18 protein-coding genes are annotated in these 18,222 nt (G+C 38.4%); 9 read left to right on the top strand and 9 right to left on the bottom strand.

The genetic code is table 11. The features are described from left to right. Positions 1–115: 115 nt before the first annotated feature. The 4 genes from Q4550_RS19815 (at position 116) to Q4550_RS19800 (ending at position 5,886) form a co-directional block, all read left to right on the top strand. On the top strand, positions 116–2,227 hold the full coding sequence (locus tag Q4550_RS19815) for a hypothetical protein (RefSeq protein ID WP_371018670.1): 2,112 nt from the start codon (positions 116–118) through the stop codon (positions 2,225–2,227). A gap of 13 nt (positions 2,228–2,240) precedes the next feature. Further along, on the top strand, positions 2,241–4,187 hold the full coding sequence (locus tag Q4550_RS19810; protein WP_303535562.1) for a beta-propeller fold lactonase family protein: 1,947 nt from the start codon (positions 2,241–2,243) through the stop codon (positions 4,185–4,187). A 245-nt stretch (positions 4,188–4,432) separates the two neighbouring features. Then, complete coding sequence (locus tag Q4550_RS19805; RefSeq protein WP_303535456.1) at positions 4,433–5,539, top strand: hypothetical protein; 1,107 nt, start codon at positions 4,433–4,435, stop codon at positions 5,537–5,539. Between the two features lie 185 nt (positions 5,540–5,724). Continuing rightward, positions 5,725–5,886, top strand: a complete 162-nt coding sequence (locus Q4550_RS19800; RefSeq protein ID WP_303535455.1) for a DUF4021 domain-containing protein — start codon at positions 5,725–5,727, stop codon at positions 5,884–5,886. 171 nt (positions 5,887–6,057) lie between these two features. Here Q4550_RS19800 and Q4550_RS19795 read toward each other — a convergent pair whose 3' ends face one another. From Q4550_RS19795 to Q4550_RS19780, 4 genes are all read right to left on the bottom strand, one after another. Then, complete coding sequence (locus tag Q4550_RS19795; RefSeq protein WP_303535454.1) at positions 6,058–6,321, bottom strand: hypothetical protein; 264 nt, start codon at positions 6,319–6,321, stop codon at positions 6,058–6,060. A 136-nt stretch (positions 6,322–6,457) separates the two neighbouring features. Then, positions 6,458–6,595 (bottom strand): hypothetical protein, encoded by a 138-nt coding sequence (locus Q4550_RS19790; RefSeq protein ID WP_303535452.1) that lies wholly within the window; start codon positions 6,593–6,595, stop codon positions 6,458–6,460. Between the two features lie 41 nt (positions 6,596–6,636). Continuing rightward, on the bottom strand, positions 6,637–7,041 hold the full coding sequence (locus Q4550_RS19785) for a hypothetical protein (protein ID WP_303535451.1): 405 nt from the start codon (positions 7,039–7,041) through the stop codon (positions 6,637–6,639). 33 nt (positions 7,042–7,074) lie between these two features. Continuing rightward, positions 7,075–7,296, bottom strand: a complete 222-nt coding sequence (locus Q4550_RS19780; RefSeq protein WP_303535449.1) for a hypothetical protein — start codon at positions 7,294–7,296, stop codon at positions 7,075–7,077. A gap of 244 nt (positions 7,297–7,540) precedes the next feature. On the opposite strand from Q4550_RS19780, the gene Q4550_RS19775 reads away from it, so the two are divergent. Continuing rightward, a complete protein-coding gene (locus tag Q4550_RS19775) occupies positions 7,541–7,996 on the top strand; it encodes a LytTR family DNA-binding domain-containing protein (RefSeq protein WP_303535447.1) in 456 nt (151 codons plus the stop codon). Continuing rightward, positions 7,997–8,410, top strand: coding sequence for a DUF3021 domain-containing protein (locus tag Q4550_RS19770; protein WP_303535445.1), 414 nt, complete (start codon positions 7,997–7,999; stop codon positions 8,408–8,410). Between the two features lie 73 nt (positions 8,411–8,483). Here Q4550_RS19770 and Q4550_RS19765 read toward each other — a convergent pair whose 3' ends face one another. Together Q4550_RS19765 and Q4550_RS19760 are read right to left on the bottom strand one after the other, a co-directional pair. Next, entirely contained in the window at positions 8,484–9,950 is a 1,467-nt protein-coding gene (locus Q4550_RS19765; protein WP_303535444.1) for a sensor histidine kinase, read from the bottom strand. Beyond that, complete coding sequence (locus Q4550_RS19760) at positions 9,947–10,630, bottom strand: response regulator transcription factor (RefSeq protein ID WP_303535443.1); 684 nt, start codon at positions 10,628–10,630, stop codon at positions 9,947–9,949. Before Q4550_RS19760 ends, Q4550_RS19765 begins: the two co-directional genes overlap by 4 nt. Positions 10,631–10,818: 188 nt before the next feature. On the opposite strand from Q4550_RS19760, the gene Q4550_RS19755 reads away from it, so the two are divergent. The 3 genes from Q4550_RS19755 to Q4550_RS19745 are packed head-to-tail and all read left to right on the top strand — an operon-like array spanning position 10,819 to position 14,288. After that, on the top strand, positions 10,819–12,927 hold the full coding sequence (locus tag Q4550_RS19755) for a glycosyltransferase family 39 protein (RefSeq protein ID WP_303535442.1): 2,109 nt from the start codon (positions 10,819–10,821) through the stop codon (positions 12,925–12,927). Further along, a complete protein-coding gene (locus tag Q4550_RS19750; RefSeq protein ID WP_303535441.1) occupies positions 12,920–13,900 on the top strand; it encodes a glycosyltransferase family 2 protein in 981 nt (326 codons plus the stop codon). The genes Q4550_RS19755 and Q4550_RS19750 overlap by 8 nt, the downstream gene beginning before the upstream one ends. Further along, positions 13,869–14,288, top strand: a complete 420-nt coding sequence (locus tag Q4550_RS19745) for a GtrA family protein (protein WP_303535440.1) — start codon at positions 13,869–13,871, stop codon at positions 14,286–14,288. Before Q4550_RS19750 ends, Q4550_RS19745 begins: the two co-directional genes overlap by 32 nt. A 79-nt stretch (positions 14,289–14,367) precedes the next feature. Here Q4550_RS19745 and Q4550_RS19740 read toward each other — a convergent pair whose 3' ends face one another. The 3 genes from Q4550_RS19740 to Q4550_RS19730 form a co-directional block, all read right to left on the bottom strand. Beyond that, a complete protein-coding gene (locus Q4550_RS19740) occupies positions 14,368–14,811 on the bottom strand; it encodes a cell wall hydrolase (protein WP_194218924.1) in 444 nt (147 codons plus the stop codon). 264 nt (positions 14,812–15,075) lie between these two features. Beyond that, complete coding sequence (locus Q4550_RS19735; RefSeq protein WP_303535438.1) at positions 15,076–15,918, bottom strand: tyrosine-type recombinase/integrase; 843 nt, start codon at positions 15,916–15,918, stop codon at positions 15,076–15,078. 255 nt (positions 15,919–16,173) lie between these two features. After that, a complete protein-coding gene (locus Q4550_RS19730) occupies positions 16,174–17,049 on the bottom strand; it encodes an AraC family transcriptional regulator (RefSeq protein ID WP_303535435.1) in 876 nt (291 codons plus the stop codon). Positions 17,050–18,222: the final 1,173 nt, after the last annotated feature.

Below are 18,222 nucleotides of genomic sequence, written 5' to 3'. Positions count from 1 at the left end.
GTTCCACTGCTTTTTGACATTTCAACGCATTTTCCAAAACAGCACTGACTTTTCAATCAATTGTTAATAAAGGGTTTACATAATATGTACCTTTTCTTATACTTAATGAGTGATAATGATTATCATTACTATCCAAAAGGGGTTGCTCGAATTGATACATAAAAAAAAGACGATTTCTGCTATATTAGCTTCAACGCTTTTAATTGCTGGCTGTTCTTCTACTACGAGTGAAGAATCAAGTAGCTCAAAGAAAGAAGAAGAAAAGAAATTAGCTTATAATGTTGAAGTAGCTGATTATCATTTTGATACATTCGGAAATATGTTTGCTTATGCGGAGTTTGAACTTTCAGGTGAACCGCTAGCTGAAAGCCTGGGACTTGATCTTGATGTTCTTGACTCTAAGAATATCGATAGTCCCACTCCCTTCGATTATACAGCCGGAATTGAATCATATGAGTATTCTGAGGAAGCGATGTATGAAGTGGTTGAAAAATCCGGGCTTGGTCTCCACCTGATAAATGGTCCAGTCGTAAAATCAGCCTCAAAGGAAACGAATCAAAAACCTGAAGAATGGCTTTCAGAAAGATTCCTTTCTCTAGCAGACTCAGTAGGCTATCCACAGGATGAAATTTTCCGCAATATGTATCCGACTACGATTGAATACTCTAGCGGAGATCCGCATTATGTTGAACAAGTGGATACAGAAGAATACGCATCTGGCGATGATGATACGTATGTTCCAAACTATCAGGTGAACTTTGACTCTCTCCGCTGGGCTCGCGATGGAATGGATAAAGTCTTGACTCCTTCTGCATACGGCGCTACTTTCCTGAAGCAGACTCTATGGGCCGGTGATTTTCTTGGTGGATTCCACACAGTTGATGGTGATGAAGAACTTGCTGGTGAAACAGCGAAGGATGACGATGATGAGAATATTGCTCTTGGTGTAAGTTCCGCTGATGGCATGCAGGGGATGATCTTAACAGAAGAAATCTGGAATAAGATCAATTTTATCCATGACGATTTATTCTATGATTCTACTAATAACGAAGCATCTTCAGATATCAGTAACTACGATCCAACAAATGGTTTTGTATACTTACCTCACGAAGTTAGCGTAACTGAAAACACTGAAGGTGTTGCTCCTGATGCAGAGAGCCTTGAAGTAACCGATACAAACTCTCTATTGGAAGACCAATGGGCGATGCTATGGCCAACTTCTGAATTCTTTGGTATGACCGATCAGCGTTCAGAAAACAAGCAGGTTGCTCCATCTTTCCAGGCACTGTTTGACGGAGAACCATTTACATCTGCACCTGAAGCAAACCTTGATGCCGATCCAGCTAATGATGAGGATTCGAATGATGCTTATACCGTGAATCGCGATATTATGCTTGCAGTCTTTCATAATATTGACGCCATGCATTTTAATCAAGAAGTCGGTACCTTTGTAAGTGAAAACAACGGTCAAGACCAAGGAAAGACGATGAACACTTTCGATGCAGGCTATACAGTTGAATCCCTGCGTATTTTCCAAAGAGCAATTGATGGTCTTCCAGTCGGCTATGCAAGCGGAGAAGACGCGGAAGGTTTAGGAACAGATGAAGGAAAACGTGCGATTGAGATGATTACGAAGCAAGCAGACTTCATTATGAAAGAGCTTATCCTGGACTCAGGACTTGCAGCAGCAAGTTATGACCTCAATGAAAAGAAAGCAAGTAACAACACGACTCTTGAAGCTAACCTTGGTGCGATTCGCGGCTTAACAGCGGCCTACCTTGCAACAGATGATGCGAAATACCGTGACGCAGCGAGACAGCTATACGTCACAATGGATAATGAACTATGGAATGACGAAGCAAAAGCGTACTATACATCTGATGACGCTATGTCATATAACCCAAAAACAGCCGGCGCCGTATCAGCAGTCTTGAGAAACGCTTTATTAACTCTAAATAATACAGGATCTGATCAGGATGCTCCTGAAAATCTCGAACGTGAAATTATCACCCAGCGCTATACTGATTTCTACAATCAAGTCATTGACGGTCCAGCCCTTGATCAAGGAATGCAGGCAAGTGAGTTCTGGGATACTGGAGACTTCTATAAGAAGGATGATGATTCAGGAAATACAGATGGTGACATGGTTCCACAAATTCAAGCAGGTCACGGAGAATACGGCATTTCCCCAGTCCTAGTACCGGTGGAAATTAGCAAATCAAATTAGGGTGTATGTGATGATGAAAAAGCTCTTCTTCCCACTCTCATTTATCCTCCTTCTGATCCTCACTGCGTGCAGTGAGGATCCTGAAGTGATAAGGGAGCAAACAAGTACAAGTACAAATACGCTTCTTGATGAAAGTGGCGAAGTTCTTTATATTGCCAACATAGATGTCAATACCGTTTCGATTGTCGATCCATCAACGAAGGAAGTCATGGACGAAATTCCTGTTGGGAAAGAACCAAGACAGCTCGCATTAAGTCCTGATGGAAAAACGCTCTATGTTAGTACGATGTACAGCAATCAGATCGATGTCATTGATCTGAAGAAAAAGAAAGTGACAGACTCGATTCCAACAGCTAATGAGCCATTTGGATTAGTTACAAGTCCTGACGGCACAACATTGTATGTTGCAAATTACCGCTCTTCTTCTGTCTCTGTCATTGATTTACAGGAAGAGAAAACAACAAAGACCATTCAAGTGGATGAACGTCCTCGTACGCTCACAATGACAAAAGACGGGCAGAAAATTTACGTTCCTCACTATTTGTCAGGAAAAATAAGTGTGATTGAAACGAATGAAGATGCCGTTACTTCCATCATCAAACTAGTAGATTCACCAGATCAGAACGATCCTAAAGTGAGTCAAGGAATCCCAAACAAGTTAGAACAGTTTGTCATAGCGCCAGACGGCAAAACCGCATGGGTTCCCCATCTTGTGACAAATGTGGATACACCGATCAATTTTGAAGAAACCGTCTTTCCAGCGATCTCGGTCATTGATCTCGAAGAAGATAAAGAGCTTGTGGATCAACGGAAAGAGCTTTTTGATGAAATAAATGTGTTAGACGTGGATAATGAAACGTTAATTGTATCTAATCCATACGATGTTGCATTTGACCCAGAAGGTAAAAAAGCATACGTCGTTATGGCAGGTAGTGAGGACCTCGTTGTATTTGATCTTACGCGTGGCGGTAATGCGACTCAAGTATTAAGAAGAATTCCTGGTGATAATCCAAGAGGAATCGCCATCTCCCCGGATGGAAGTGAGCTTTACGTTCACAATGCGATGAGCCATGATCTCACAACAATCAATACTGGTGGCGATAGCGCTTATGCTCGTGCGAAACTATCTGGTGATAATCTAGCACTAATCAAAGAGGACCCCCTCTCCCCTCTTGAGAGAGAAGGAAAACAAATTTTTTATAGTGGGAATAGCGATGATTATGCGACAGATATCACAGGAAACAACTGGATGAGCTGCGCTTCTTGTCATGCTGATGGCGATATTAATGGGTTAACATTAACGACACCGAAAGGACCTCGTAACGTGCCCAGTAATGTGAAAGCAACCGAAACCGGTTTGTTCCTATGGGATGGAAGTCGAGATGATTTCACGGATTATATCTTAACGATTCAGGGAGAAATGGGCGGTATGCTTGATTACGATGCTGGAGAAGAGCTTCCTGACGACGTGCAGCATATGTATGATGCGCTCTTCGCTTACCTGGATCAGCCAGAATCATTTCCCGTTCCAGAAAGTCCTTATCGAGCTGATGATGGTAGTTTAACGGATCAAGCTGAACTCGGGAAAGAACTTTTTGAAGGTGCTGGTAACTGTCTTTCTTGCCATGGCGGATCGCAATTTACAAATAGTGCGAATGCTCTAGATGCAAACGGAAAGTTATCAACTGATAACACCGATTTCCTCTATGATATTGGAACAGCGAATGAAACAGATCAACCATCTGATGGCGATGCAAGAGCTCACTTCCAAAATCCTAGAACACCTTCTCAGTTTGATGTTCCGACGCTACTTGGCGTCTTTGCGACAGCACCTTATTTACACGATGGAAGTGCTGAAACCATCGACGACGCCATTGAGCGCCATGAATATGAAGCAAAGCCTCAATTCGAAGAAGGCGAAGTTGCCGCAATCGCTGAGTACGTCCGTTCCATTGACTAAATTGAATGAACCTCTACATGTAAAATTGTTTCACCTGCCAATATTACTTTAAAGCTGCCATCTCTTTAAAAGGACGGCAGCTTTTCTTTGTAGACGATCGCTTTTGAAATGAAATATAGTACTGATTACCTCATTTTACCTTATTACCCGTCTATTCGTTCGGTTTTACTCGGGATGTGTTAGAATGAGAGGGTCGTTTTGACAAAACTATGAATCTCATTAACTTACATAAGGAAGTGAACATCATGAGGAAGCTATTCCTTTTCCTTCTCGTTGCTTTAGTGGCTTTAGTTGCCGCTTGTTCGAACACCGCATCAACAAACGAGCAAACTGACGAAAAAACTGATCAGCAAGCAACGAATGAAGATGAAAGCAAAGAAAACGAAGACAAGACGGAACAAAAAGAAGAGACCACTCAACCTTTCGAAGCCATGGAGCCTTCTGAGAACGCTAAACCGCTTGAGGAAACCATGACTGAAGAAGAATTAGCGAAAATGCCTGTCGTTGAAGCCCACGGTGAAGATCGCACAAGAAAAACACCTGTTGGAGAAACATTAATGGAAGGCACAACTGATGAAACGGATGGTATTCTAAAAGATTACCGCCTTGTTGCTTACTATGGTCAACCGAACTCCACTCAAATGGGTATTCTCGGTGAGATGGAACCTGAAGCCCTGATGAAGAAATTAAAAGAACAAACACAAGCTTATTCCGATGCTGATCCAAACCGCCCAGCGATTCCAACAATTGAGTTAATCACAACGATTGCTCAGCGCGATCCAGGACCGAATGGTAAATATTATCACATGACCTCAGAAGAGGATATTGACGAATACGCAGAGCTTGCTAAGAAACATAATGCCATTTTAATGCTAGATGTTCAGCTGGGTCGTGACACTGCTCTTCATCAAGTGAAGCTTCTTGAAAAATGGCTTAAGCTTCCTTACGTTCACGTTGCTATTGATACGGAGTTCCATGTAGAAGAAGGTCAAACACCAGGTATCGATCTAGGTAGTGTGGATGGCTCAGAAGTACAGGAAGTTGTCGACTATGTATCTAAATTTGTTGAAGATAATGATTTACCCGATAAGATTGTTCTCGTCCACCAGTTCACTGATCACGCTGTGACGAACAAACAGGCAATCAAGCCAACAGATAACGTAGAGGTTGCTCTAAACTTTGACGGATATGGCGACTATGGAACGAAAATGTCGCTTTACCGTAAATTTGTTCGAAATGAGCCTGTTCAATACGGCGGATTTAAAATTTTCTATAACAAAGATAAACCGGTTCTAACTCCATCCGAAGTGTTGCAACTTGATCCAAATCCAGCAATCATTAATTATCAATAATGGATCTCCCCAAAAGCGCCTCACCCTTTTCTATAAGGGCGAGGCACTTTTTTAATCTTAGTTGTTTATAAAACAAGTCTCACAAATGAACGTACCTTTGTTTTTCAGAAATAGTGGTTATCCGGCTCATTTAAGAGGTATACTTTTTCCATGATTAGCCAACCTATTCAGTGGAGGTGAATATCATGGACAAAAAGACACCAAGCAAAGAAGAAATAAATCAAAACAATAGGAACAAATTCACGAATGAATATGGTGCGGATTTAGATGAACAGGCGATGAATGGCGATTACGGCATGCTCGAAACAGAGGAAGAAGATCGAGCGAACAAAAAAGCGAAGAACTGATTAGAAAGGGGGCATCTTATCAAATTAGAAGGTGACCCCTTTCTTTTTAAAAAGAGTTCTGTATTTTATGTACGTTTCTATTCACCTTTGAATGGGCCCATCACAAGCGTATTTTTATTACTCCTCCATCAAAAACAGGCTATTGTTGCAACCCTATAAACGCATTCTATATTAATCCGGTTGCTTCCGATACATCAAAGTAATCATATACGGAAAGAGGAAGAACAATAATAGTAAGAAAACGACACAACCTCCAATAAACAAAGACACCGTGAATTTCTCACTATAAAAAATAAAGAAGATTAAATAAATGTGAAAAAGAATAAAGAAAGGAATATAGCGAGATTTTCTTAATTGAGAATAATGAGGTTCCTGACAGTTTGGACATGTTATTCCTGAAATAAACTGTTTCATTCCAATTGTTTTCTTTGTCATCACCATCCACTCAGATTGGTAACCTCAATTTTTACATTTCGGCATGCTCCATTCCTTCTCTATTTAACATTCATTTATAGCATCATCTACCCTTGTTAAGCTATAAATGAACTACTCAAGATAAGATTAAAATCTGCTAATCTACTTCTTTTATTTTGTTTTTAATCTCTCTTAATAACCCGTTTTGCACCTGTAGTTGATCCGTTATTTTCGTCCCAACTTTTTCTAAATTGTTCGGTAAGGACCAGTGTGAAATGAAATTAAAAACAATCATGGCTCTTTCCGCCCACTCTCTTTAGCTTATTTACCTCAGTTTTATTGTTCCATAACTTGCTCGCCCTGATTAAACGGTTGTAGAAAATCTTTTCTTACATATATGGTATAAACGAATACAACCACTGAAAAAAGCATATTCCCCAAAAAGGGTTGCTGAAATTGATTCGAAACAAGGATTGAACTAATGAATCCGAAAACAACGGAATAAGTGATCATCATCCAGAATCCCCACTTTTTCAGCCTCATATATCCATAAATCATCCCTAAAGTAAGAAAAGCGGTACATACTCTCACTAACCTTTCCGGTGCATCCGGCAGTCCAAATCGATCTGCTATTCCGATAGAATTCGCATTCGGATCATAAAAAACTGACGTTAACAGTAAAACAACAGCTCCAAATAAATAGAAATAACTTATGAGTGAAACGCCTATAGGTCTCCTCAACGATCTCCTCCTTGCTCGTTAACTGTAAAACGGTTAAAATTCTTCATCATCTTCTACTTCCTGTTCTGGGTTTTGATTGTAAGTTCTCTTCTTTTCATCTTCTCTTATAAAAATAACTAGGTGCAACGCGATACCAAATACAATAATGCTAATACCTAGCTCGTCAAACCAAGTCACATAAAACCCATCAAAATAAGCAAACGAAAATAATAAAAACCCTAACGTTACATAAATCGCTGCTACAATATGTCCCACTATGATATAACCTCCGCACATTTTGTCCTCACTCCCAATTATTTCAAAACAGTATCTTGCTGGCAATCATTTTTTTAGCAGCATGAATTTTTCTTTGTCACCTCCGTCATTGCTACGTAACAGAAACGTCGCCAGATGCATCTTATCCTGAAGATATGACCACTTACCTTCATTCTAATGACATTCATCTTTTCCAGATCTATACTAAACCATAAGAAGGACGCGAAAGAAAGGATGTGAATAAGTGAAAATTTCACTCGACGTTGACGGGAAGTATCGAGAAACTAGCGTTACGATTCACTGCAAAGAAGTGGATGATTCAATTAAAGAGATTCTCGATTATCTTAATGCACAAAGAACAGAGTTCATTGTAGGTAAAAAAGGCGAGCAGCAGCACATTATAAAACCAAACGATGTGCACTACTTCCATTCAGAGGGGGATCAGGTCATGGCGACAACTTCCGATGGTGTTTTTAAAGTAAAGGAGAAATTATATAAGCTAGAAGAGAGTCTTCCATTTAATACATTTATACGCCTCTCCAAATCCGTTATTGCTAATCTGCACGAAATCAATCATTTTGAGCCATCTTTTAACGGAACACTTGCTGTACACTTCCACTCTGGCAAAAAAGAATATGCTTCAAGACACTATGTAGGAAAATTGAAAGACGTTCTAAAAATGAATAGGAGGAACAAATAAATGAAAACATTTCTATTTAGAAGTATGATAGGGCTATTTTTCGGGGGATTCCTGGCTGTTTTGCTGACGTACGCTGTGATCTTTTTCGGAGAACAAACGACACTTGATTCAAGTCTTTTTGTGACAAACTCCTTAGGTGCCATTTTCTGTGGATGGTTATTTACCGTGACACCCCTATACTTTGAAATTCGTTCACTAAAACTTCCACAGCAAACGGCTTTACATTTTTGCACAGTAACGGTCGTTTACTTTATTCTAGCGTATGGAATCGGTTGGATCGAAGGTGGAGCAATAAACATTCTTATATTCCTCATTATATCATCCGTTTTTTATAGCGTGATGTGGATAGCTTTCTATCTCTACTTCAAGCATGAATCAAAGAAATTAAATGATGACCTTCAACATATTAAATAACCTTCCTATTTATCTCCATCCATAAAAACTGAAAAGGTGATCAAGCGCTTTTTACAATGCTTGATCACCCTTTTTATTTTTTTATATTTAAATACACTTTAAAAGTAGCTCCTTCGCCGACTGAACTCTCCACTTCAACTGAGCCTTTATGAGATTCCACTATTGATTTCGTAATAGAAAGACCTAATCCGGCTCCACCATATTTCCGCGTTCTAGAGTCATCTACACGATAGAAACGATCAAATACATGGGCAAGATTATCTTTATTTATTCCTGGTCCGTTATCTTTTATACTTATAAGAGCTTTATCTTTTTCTACTATTAGTGATAACTGAATGCTTCCATCACTATGATCTGTATGATGAACGGCGTTATGAAAGATATTTAATATAACCTGCTTGATTTTATCAGGGTCCGCCATTACTTTTAACCCTTCTGTAAGATCGAAATGAACGGTTCGCTTGTCAGCTAGTAAAGTTAGGTTAGGAATCATATTCCGCACGAGCTTTGTTAAATTGGTCTCTTTTAAGTGAAGTTCAGGAGCTCGATCTAACTTGGCTAATAATAAAAGTTCTTCAACAAGAGTAATCACTCTTTTCGTTTCACCATGCATGCTATTTAGAATTATAGCTAACTGTTCAGGCTTCTCAGAAGCTCCTCTTAAAAGAACTTCAATGTAACCATAAATGGATGTTAGAGGGGTTCTTAATTCATGGGAAGCGTCCGCAATAAATTGTCTCATTTGGTCTTTTAATTCTTTCTCATGTTCAAAAGAGATGTCTAATCGCTCTAACATCTCATTAAAAGACCTACTTAAGCGATCTATTTCTTCTTGCCCTTGATAATCAGGGACTCTATTCGTAAGATTTGACGCACTAATACTCTTCACTTGATCAACAATTGTCGAAAGAGGGTTAAGTGTTTTACGAATGACAGATAAGTAAATACCGAGCCCCGCAAGTAATGCAACTAATGAAAGCACCATAAACGTTAGAAGCTGCCTCCACAAGATTAGTTGAAGTGAAGCAGTACTAATCCCCATTTGCAAAAATCCATCCTTATTAGTAGGAAAATCAGGAGGAATTGGTCTAAATACGACTATCTGCTCTGTTCCATTCGAATCCTCAACGAGAAGCGGGTCACTTGGCAGATGACTATCAAAATCGTTCCGGAGCTTCATACGCTCACTTTCTGAGATTTCTGGTACCGCTAGTCCCTCTTCTGATAACAAATTGGTATATTCCTCATCTAATATAGCTAATGAAAACTCTTCTCTTGAAAGGAAACCAGGATCACCAGCATTAGGGGGTTTTGTAAGAATATCTTCTGTTAATAGGGCTTCAATAGGTATGGTCATTAGCTTTGATCGTAAACTTGCCGCTTCATTTTCATAGAGAAAATCCTTCATGATAATAAACTGGAGTAAACCAATGACCATTAAAATAAACGATAGTATAAACAACATTCTTATTAATAGCTGATACCTTAACGATTGCGGCGCAAATAATCGTTTAAAAAATTGGCCATTAACCTTCTTCATTGGATATCCAACCTATACCCTGACCCTCTTATCGTCCGAATCAGCTTGTGTTCTTTATCTTGAAGCTTATCTCTTAGTGCTCTAATATAAACTTCTACAATATTATCCTCGCCTTGAAAAGTATATCCCCATACTTTATCTAGAATCATAAGTTTACTAAGAACCATGCCATGATTAAGAATAAGGTATTTTAGTAATTCATATTCAGTGGGTGAAAGCCCCAAAAGTGTGTTCTGATAAAATAATTCCTTACGACGATCATCAATCTTAAAAGAACCATAAACCACTTCGCCAAATAGATCAGGAAACTGATTACGAAGTCGTGCCTGAATTCTCGCCAATAGCTCTTCGAAACTAAATGGTTTAACTACGTAATCATCTGCGCCTAGACTTAAACCTTTCACACGATCTTCCACTTCATCTTTTGCAGTTAACATAATAACTGACGTTTGAACACCGCTTTTGCGAATCATCTTGCATACCTCGAATCCACCGATACCTGGCATCATGACATCAAGAATCGTGATATGTGGTTTGAACTCCTTCACCAACGTCACCGCACTCATTCCTTCGGCAGCTGTCTTCACCTCATATCCTTCGTTCGTAAGACCCATTTCTAAAAACTGCAAAATATGTTTTTCATCATCAACTAATAAGACTCTAATGGCAGTTACATTCATTTTGTTACCTACTTTCTAGACAGAAATCATAGAACTCATTCTTTGTTTTTCATTATAAGGTCTTTACTTAAAAAGAAATACAGCTTTCAGCTAACTTTCAGCTAGTTTTAAAGTCTACATCAGTTTCATCATGCACAATACATTTATAGCTACAAACAACGAATGAATAAAAAATGGAGTGATAAACGTTGATAAACAAATTAAGATCTCGATTGGATGTCCCCCTTGTCTTTATCTTCATACTATCGGCATTTCTAAACGCTTTTAATATTTGGAAGGATGAATATGTTAATACCTATTACACTATGACTGTGGGAAGTATGATGGAAAGCTTCCATAATTTCTTCTTTGCTTCACTTGATTCTGCCGGATCAGTAACCGTAGATAAACCACCATTGACATTCTGGATCCAAACGGTGAGCGCGGAGATTTTTGGATTACATGGTTGGAGCGTGATTCTTCCACAGGCGCTTGCTGGGGTTGGATCAGTCCTTCTGCTTTATTTTCTCATTAAACCTTCTTATGGAACGACAGCAGCTCGACTATCAGCCCTAGCGATGGCAACAACCCCTATTGCAGTTGCTGTTAGTCGAACAAACAATATTGATAGCATGCTTGTTTTTACTCTTTTACTTGCAACTTATTTCTTATTTAAAGGGGTGAAAAATAATAGCACATGGAGCTTGATCGGTGCATTTGCAATTATTGGTATCGGTTTTAATATGAAAATGCTTCAAGCTTATATGGTATTGCCTGCTTTTTACCTCTTCTATCTCCTAGCAGCCAAAACCAATTGGAAGAAAAAAGCAAAAGTTCTTGCAAGTGCAACAGCCATATTACTTGCTGTTTCGCTCTCATGGGCCGTCATTGTTGATGCGATTCCCGAAGATGAGCGACCTTACATTGGAAGTAGTGATACAAACTCTGTACTAGAACTGGCATTTGGATATAACGGGCTCTCTAGACTAACAGGTGACCAGAATGGGACGCCTGGCGATGGTGGCACCACCGGAAATAATACGCCTACAGGATTGAATGCTCCAGAGGGTGCTAGTGATCAGGTTATCGTCAACAATGGTAGAATCCAACAAGGCCCTCCATCTAACCAGAATGGAAATCAAGGAGATGCTGCGCAAGCAACACAAGGTGGTCAACCCGGAGGCTCACAAGGAAATATGTTTGGAACTGGTGAAGAAGGTCCACTACGACTCTTCCAATCTGAACTGTCTGGTCAAGCTAGTTGGCTACTACCGTTTGCAATTCTATCTAGCATCGGTTTATTGATTGGTTTCCGATTGAGAGAGACAACTATGAAGCAGATTGAAACAATCTTTTGGTTATCATGGCTCATCCCAGTCGGTATTTTCTTTAGCATAGCAGGCTTTTTCCACCAGTATTATCTCATAATGTTAGCTCCACCGATTGCAGCTCTCTTCGGTACTGGCGGGGTTCAACTCTTTGAATATTATCGCAATGAAAGCAACTGGAAAGCTTGGCTTCTACCAATTTCTATTGGACTCACCTCACTATTCCAATGGGTTATTATGAAGCCTTATGATGAGGTTATTGGTGCAGGATGGTCATTAAGTGTTCTTATCTTAGGCATACTTTCCACCCTCCTATTAACCATTTTGAAATACCGTAAATCGCTTCATACATCAGCTATCAGTATTGCCATGTTGCTTATATTATTCATTGGTCCATTGTATTGGGCAACAACACCAATTGTATATGGTGGAAATAGCGCGCTACCCGAAGCTGGACCTAACACAGAGCAAAGTGTTGGAGATGGAGTAGCCGCTCAGAGTCACATTCAGCTTGATGAGTCTCTCCAAGATTCGGCACAGGATAATCCTCCCCAAATGGGCTCTCCTGGAGGAATGGAGGACATCGAGATTGACGAAAAAACTCTTACTTATTTAAGGTCAGAAAATACAAGTGAAACATATTTATTTGCTACAACTAGTTATCAAGTGGCAGCTCCTTACATTATTGACGAAGAAGAAGCCGTCATTACTACAGGCGGATTCTCTGGAACAGATCCTGTATATTCTGTCGATGAAATGAAAGAATTAATCTCAAACGGAGAAGTCAGCTTCTTCTTACTATCAGATCAAGGAGGAAGAGGCGGAAGTTCTGAACTCGCAGAATGGATTACTACGAATGGAGAAGAGATTCCTGAAGAAGAATGGAATTCAACTGTTTCGAACGATGAGAACACAAACAGCGGTCCTCGGGGTGGCTCAACAAAGTTGTATAAACTAACAGCTTCTGAAGGAGGAAATACAAATGAATAAACGTATAAGATATTCGATTATTATTCCGATGTATAACGAAGAAGAAGTCATCGTCGAGGCCTACAGAAGACTGAAGAAAGTAATGAATGAGATTGGAGAATCTTACGAGCTTATATTTGTAAATGATGGGAGTCAGGATCGTAGTCTTGAGATTGTGAAAGATTATAGTGAGTGGGATAAAAAGGTGAAAGTAATCGATCTTTCTCGTAACTTTGGTCATCAAATAGCAATTACTGCTGGCATGGATTATGCTAGCGGTGACGCAGTTGTCGTCATTGATGCGGATTTACAGGATCCACCTGAGCTTATTAAGCAGATGATTCATAAATGGAAAGAAGGATATGAAGTCGTCTATGCAAAAAGAACAAAACGGAAAGGCGAAACGTTCTTTAAACGAGTAACAGCTTCTCTATTCTATCGTACGTTACGTAGTTTAACGGACGTTGATATTCCAGTAGATACAGGAGATTTTCGTTTAATTGATCGTAGGGTATGCGACCAAATGAATCAGCTCCATGAAAAAAATCGATTTGTTAGGGGACTTGTTAGCTGGGTGGGGTTTAAACAAACAGCTGTTGAGTATGAACGGGATGAACGGGTATACGGAGAATCAAAGTACCCTCTAAAAAAGATGTTAAAGCTTTCATTAGACGGGATCACGTCCTTTTCTTATAAGCCATTGAAATTAGCCACATATGCTGGTGTTCTTCTATCCATTACTGGTTTCCTCTATATGTTCCTTGTTATCTATCAAAAGCTATTTACTGAGTCTACGGTTATGGGATGGTCCTCCTTAATCGTGATCCAGTTAATCTTCTTCGGATTCGTTCTCATGATATTAGGTGTGATGGGAGAATACATTGGGCGTATATATGAAGAAGCAAAAGATCGCCCGGTTTACATCGTACGTGAAATGTACGGAAGAAAGGAACAGCTTCGAAATGCTGATCAAGCCGTTATTACCCAAAAATAAGTCAAATAAACTCGTGAAATTTGGAATTACTGGGATCATCAACACTTTCGTCGATCTAATTGTTTTTTTCTTATTCTCAAGTATCGGAATGACTTATTGGATTGCTCAAAGCATTTCATACAGTTCAGGTGTCGTGAACAGCTATATGGTTAATCGCAAGTGGACTTTTCAACAAACTGGTAAAAGAAATAGAAAGGAATTCAGTCGTTTTGTAGCGGTGAACCTTATAACGATCGTATTTTCAACGCTCGTTATAAAAATTGGACTGCAACAGCTAAACTTGTCCCTCTTCAACGCCAAATTGATTGCTACTCTATTCGGTATGGGAATTAACTATAGTCTTTTGAACACATGGGTCTTTACAGCACCTTCTATGAAAAACGAGTGATAAAAGCGGATGCCATCGGCACCCGCTTTTTTAGAATTTCTATAATAATACTTTTTGCTTAACTTCCGAACCAATTAAATTACCCTCCAATATAAACGCTGCCACATGTTCCAGGTGCTGGTTCATAATAACAATGATTTTTATATTGACCAGCGAAAGGCTGACCGTACCATGTAGGAGGACATGGACCATATGGATTGAAATACCATAGAGAATATTTCCCTGGGTGTTCTCTCCAATAATCCAAATTCTTTTTCGCTAACCTTTTCTCAGCCGATCTTGCTCTGTTATAGAAGACATTCCCCTTTTGAACTGCTTCAAAAGAATAATTCCCTCCCTGGACTTGATAAATAACTTGAGGAATAGTTCTCACATCTTGGAAATCTAAACAATTCGCTTTTGCACGATTCACAATGACATTCCCTACATATAGCATGCCTTGCTTTCCTTCACCCTCGGCTTCTGCTCTCATCATCCTTGCCATTAAGTCAATGTCTTTACTTGTGTATTTCACTCTTGGCATTTTTCCCACCCCAAAAGTATTGTATGAAAGAAGGCTGGTTTGATGTCATTATATTTATATATTGCTGAATAAAAGAAGAAATGAATCATTGCTTTTAAGACGAAAATGCTAACTTGAAAAATCATTATAATGGCACTTATGCCCATTCGCTCAATATTAAGTAAGCTCTTTTAGATGACCTTCTGGTGCTACGTTATCAAGATATTGATTTTCAATCAGAATTGTTTTTCCTAATAAAAATCCCTTCCAAATGGAATGAGCTTCTCAGAAATACTTCGTATAGAAATCGTACCGTAATTTCCCACTAAGCTGGGCGTACAATTTGGTTGTTTCACTTTTCTCGTGCCCCATCAAACTCTGGATTACCTCAAGAGGAGCACCGTTGTTAATCATATGCGTCGCGTAGCTATGTCTCAATTGATGAGGGTGAATCTCTTTTTTTAACCCTGCATTTCTAGAAATTCGTTTAATGATATAACGAATAAGGTCAATACTCATCCGTCTTTTTGGCCTTCTCTCAGTTATAAATAAGCAAGGTTCAAAATCATCACGCTCATCAAGATAGCGTTTCAACCAGATTGAGCAGCGAGTGTTAAAATACACTTCTCTCTCCTTATCCCCTTTTCCATGAACAATGACTGAATTAGTATGAAGGTTAATATCTTCGCGATTGAGCTTCACAACTTCACCAATACGACAACCAGTTGAGTAAAAGAATTCAAACAAAGCTTTTTCCATCGTGTTCTGACAACCCTCTCTCAAGAGTTCAATTTCTATTTCAGTAAGAAACTTTGGTATCCTTTTACCAAGCTTAGGTTCTTTCAATTTAGCAGCTGGATTTTTCTGAATAAATCCCTCATCATAAGTCCATTTAAACAACGATCGTATACACCGGATACGATGCCCTAAGCTAGAAGGCTTTAAATGACTCCCCATTTTCAATAAATATGATTTAAGCTGATCTGTCGTAATCACATTCATATCAACATTACCAAAGTGACATAAGAGCTGATTGTACTGAAAATAGTAAGTCTTGAGCGTTAATGGAGAATATCCTTCAATTTTCTTATCAAGATTATACTTTTCCCAAACAAGCGATAACAACATTCTCTTCACTCCCCCAAGTTACGAATCTAGTAATCTTGATTTTATTATGTCCAGGAAATAGGAAGTTTATGCTAGAGTTATTCAACAATCCGCTCCGAGATTGTGGAAGTCTTGATATCAAAATATATTTTTTAGATAAACGTTGCTACCAATATTCCAAAAACCTTTAAAGACATAAATACAAAAATCACTACGAGAACTTTTGCATTTTTTCATCAGAAAAAGAGCTGTCTAAAACAGCTCAGTAATGTTTTATTAATTATTCTTCTTAACGGGAATCCAAATCTCACTTTTTACAGAGGTAGAAGTTAAATCTTTGCTTTTAATCGACACGATTTCGGGTCCTTCTGTTACTTGATAGGTGGAAGATGGAAACCAGTCTGAATAAATCTTTCCCCATGTTTCTTGTAATGTATTAGGGAATGGTCCGGTTGATTCAAATATCGCCCAGGTTAATGCAGGTACTTCAAGTTTAGTAAAATTTCCGGGGCATTCTTGGGTTGTTGCTACTCCTATATATTGATCAAGTTCCCCTTTTTCTTCCATACGCCCTTCTGAAAAGTTACTTGATGCTTGAATCATCCCTTTAGGTTCAACATTTGATAGTTTTTTTAATAGTTCTATTTTATCCATAGTCAAGGATTGCCACATCCCAGCTATTTCCGGATTTTCTCCTTCAAAAACAATTGGAACTCGTTTCATAATACCAACGATGTTAAATGCTTCTTGTTGTTCGATTCGATAGTTCATTTCAGTTCCTCCTCTAATTGATAATTGGAAGGTCATAAATGGATATGCTTTTAAATGCTGACCTTTGTTTCTTGCTTCTGTTGGTGTGACGCCATGTAAATTGAGAAAAGCTCTCGTGAAGGAGTCCGGTGATTTGTATCCATATTTCATCGCAACATCAATTACTTTTACATTACTATTTTGAAGCTCAAATGCTGCCAAACTAAGTCGTCTACGGCGTATATATTCTGATAACGTCATTCCTGCAAGAAAAGAAAACATTCTCTTAAAATGATATTCGGAACAATAAGCTAAACTTGCCACTACTTTGTAGTCTATTTCGTTAGTAAGGTTATCTTCAATATACTTCATTGCAGTATTCATGTCCTTAAGCAAATCCATTAATATGACCTCCTTTCATCAATAGAATAACAGGAGTTTACTCTAATCATCCGACATTCTGTGCACCATTTTGTAGGGTTATTTAACCGAAACTGCTCCGTTAGTTCAATTCTTTCATCCGCATAGTTACACACCATTGTTTATGAATAGCTCTCTATAACGCAATAACATCTGTCTAAATAACAAGATTTTTTTTAACAGCGTAGGATACAAGTAACGGGATACCGATTAAATATAAAAAAATAGAAGGATAAAAGACATTTGAATCGTACGAACTAAAACTTAAGGGGAGAATGCCACTTGAATTATGATCTAAAATAATATAACCAACCACATTAATTAGTAACAATTTAATAAAGGAAAATAGAAAAACCAATCCTGGGTGTTTTTCTTCTCTCACTAAATCGTAGAACATCACGATAAACATAGCGAGTAACAACAAACTAAAGTTCGTGTAACTCCCCATTAAAAACATAGAGAGAAAGAATATTGCTATACAATAACAGATAAGGGCAATGCGAATTTTACTATTGAACAATGTTTTTGTTGATAGAATAATACGTGAAATAATCACATCCCCCTTTCATTTTCTTCCTCAATACCACCATTGAACGCTTATATTATATTCTGTGTTCGCTCCGAGTTTCTTGAAGACTCAACTTCAAAATACCAACCTTATAAAATCTTACACTCCCATTATTAATGAAAAATAATTAATAAAAGCAAACCATCCAAAAGAAGCTAAACTTAATGTAAGTACTGTTAGTGACAAAAAAGGGTGATAATCAGTATTTTGTTTAGATCGTATTAGGAAAATTATAGATCCCAAAATACTTACTACAAATATGAGCCCCAATATGACATTCATTAGATTAGACAGCCTAATTCCGAAACCAGCAAGTACATTGATTAAATAAAACAGATTAATAATTACTGATATACTTAATAAAATATTCTTCATAATACCTCCTTAAGTAGTTAATGGGAGTGTGTAAATCGATACTATTACCACATACATAATTACAATTATTTCATATATTATCCAGGAACTAAATCCCTTTTCACAAATAAGGGAGCTTATCTTTGCTACAGATAAGCTCCGAGATTGTTGAAGATATGCTGCTACATATTTAGTTAATTAATTAACCCTTGCGCCAACCATTGATCAAAATA

The organism is Anaerobacillus sp. 1_MG-2023 (assembly GCF_030547345.1).
In the GTDB taxonomy this organism is placed as follows: Bacteria; Bacillota; Bacilli; order Bacillales; family Guptibacillaceae; genus Guptibacillus; species Guptibacillus hwajinpoensis_B.
The sequence above is the reverse complement of the archived record's forward strand: the minus strand, read 5'-3'. Positions and strand labels throughout refer to the sequence as shown.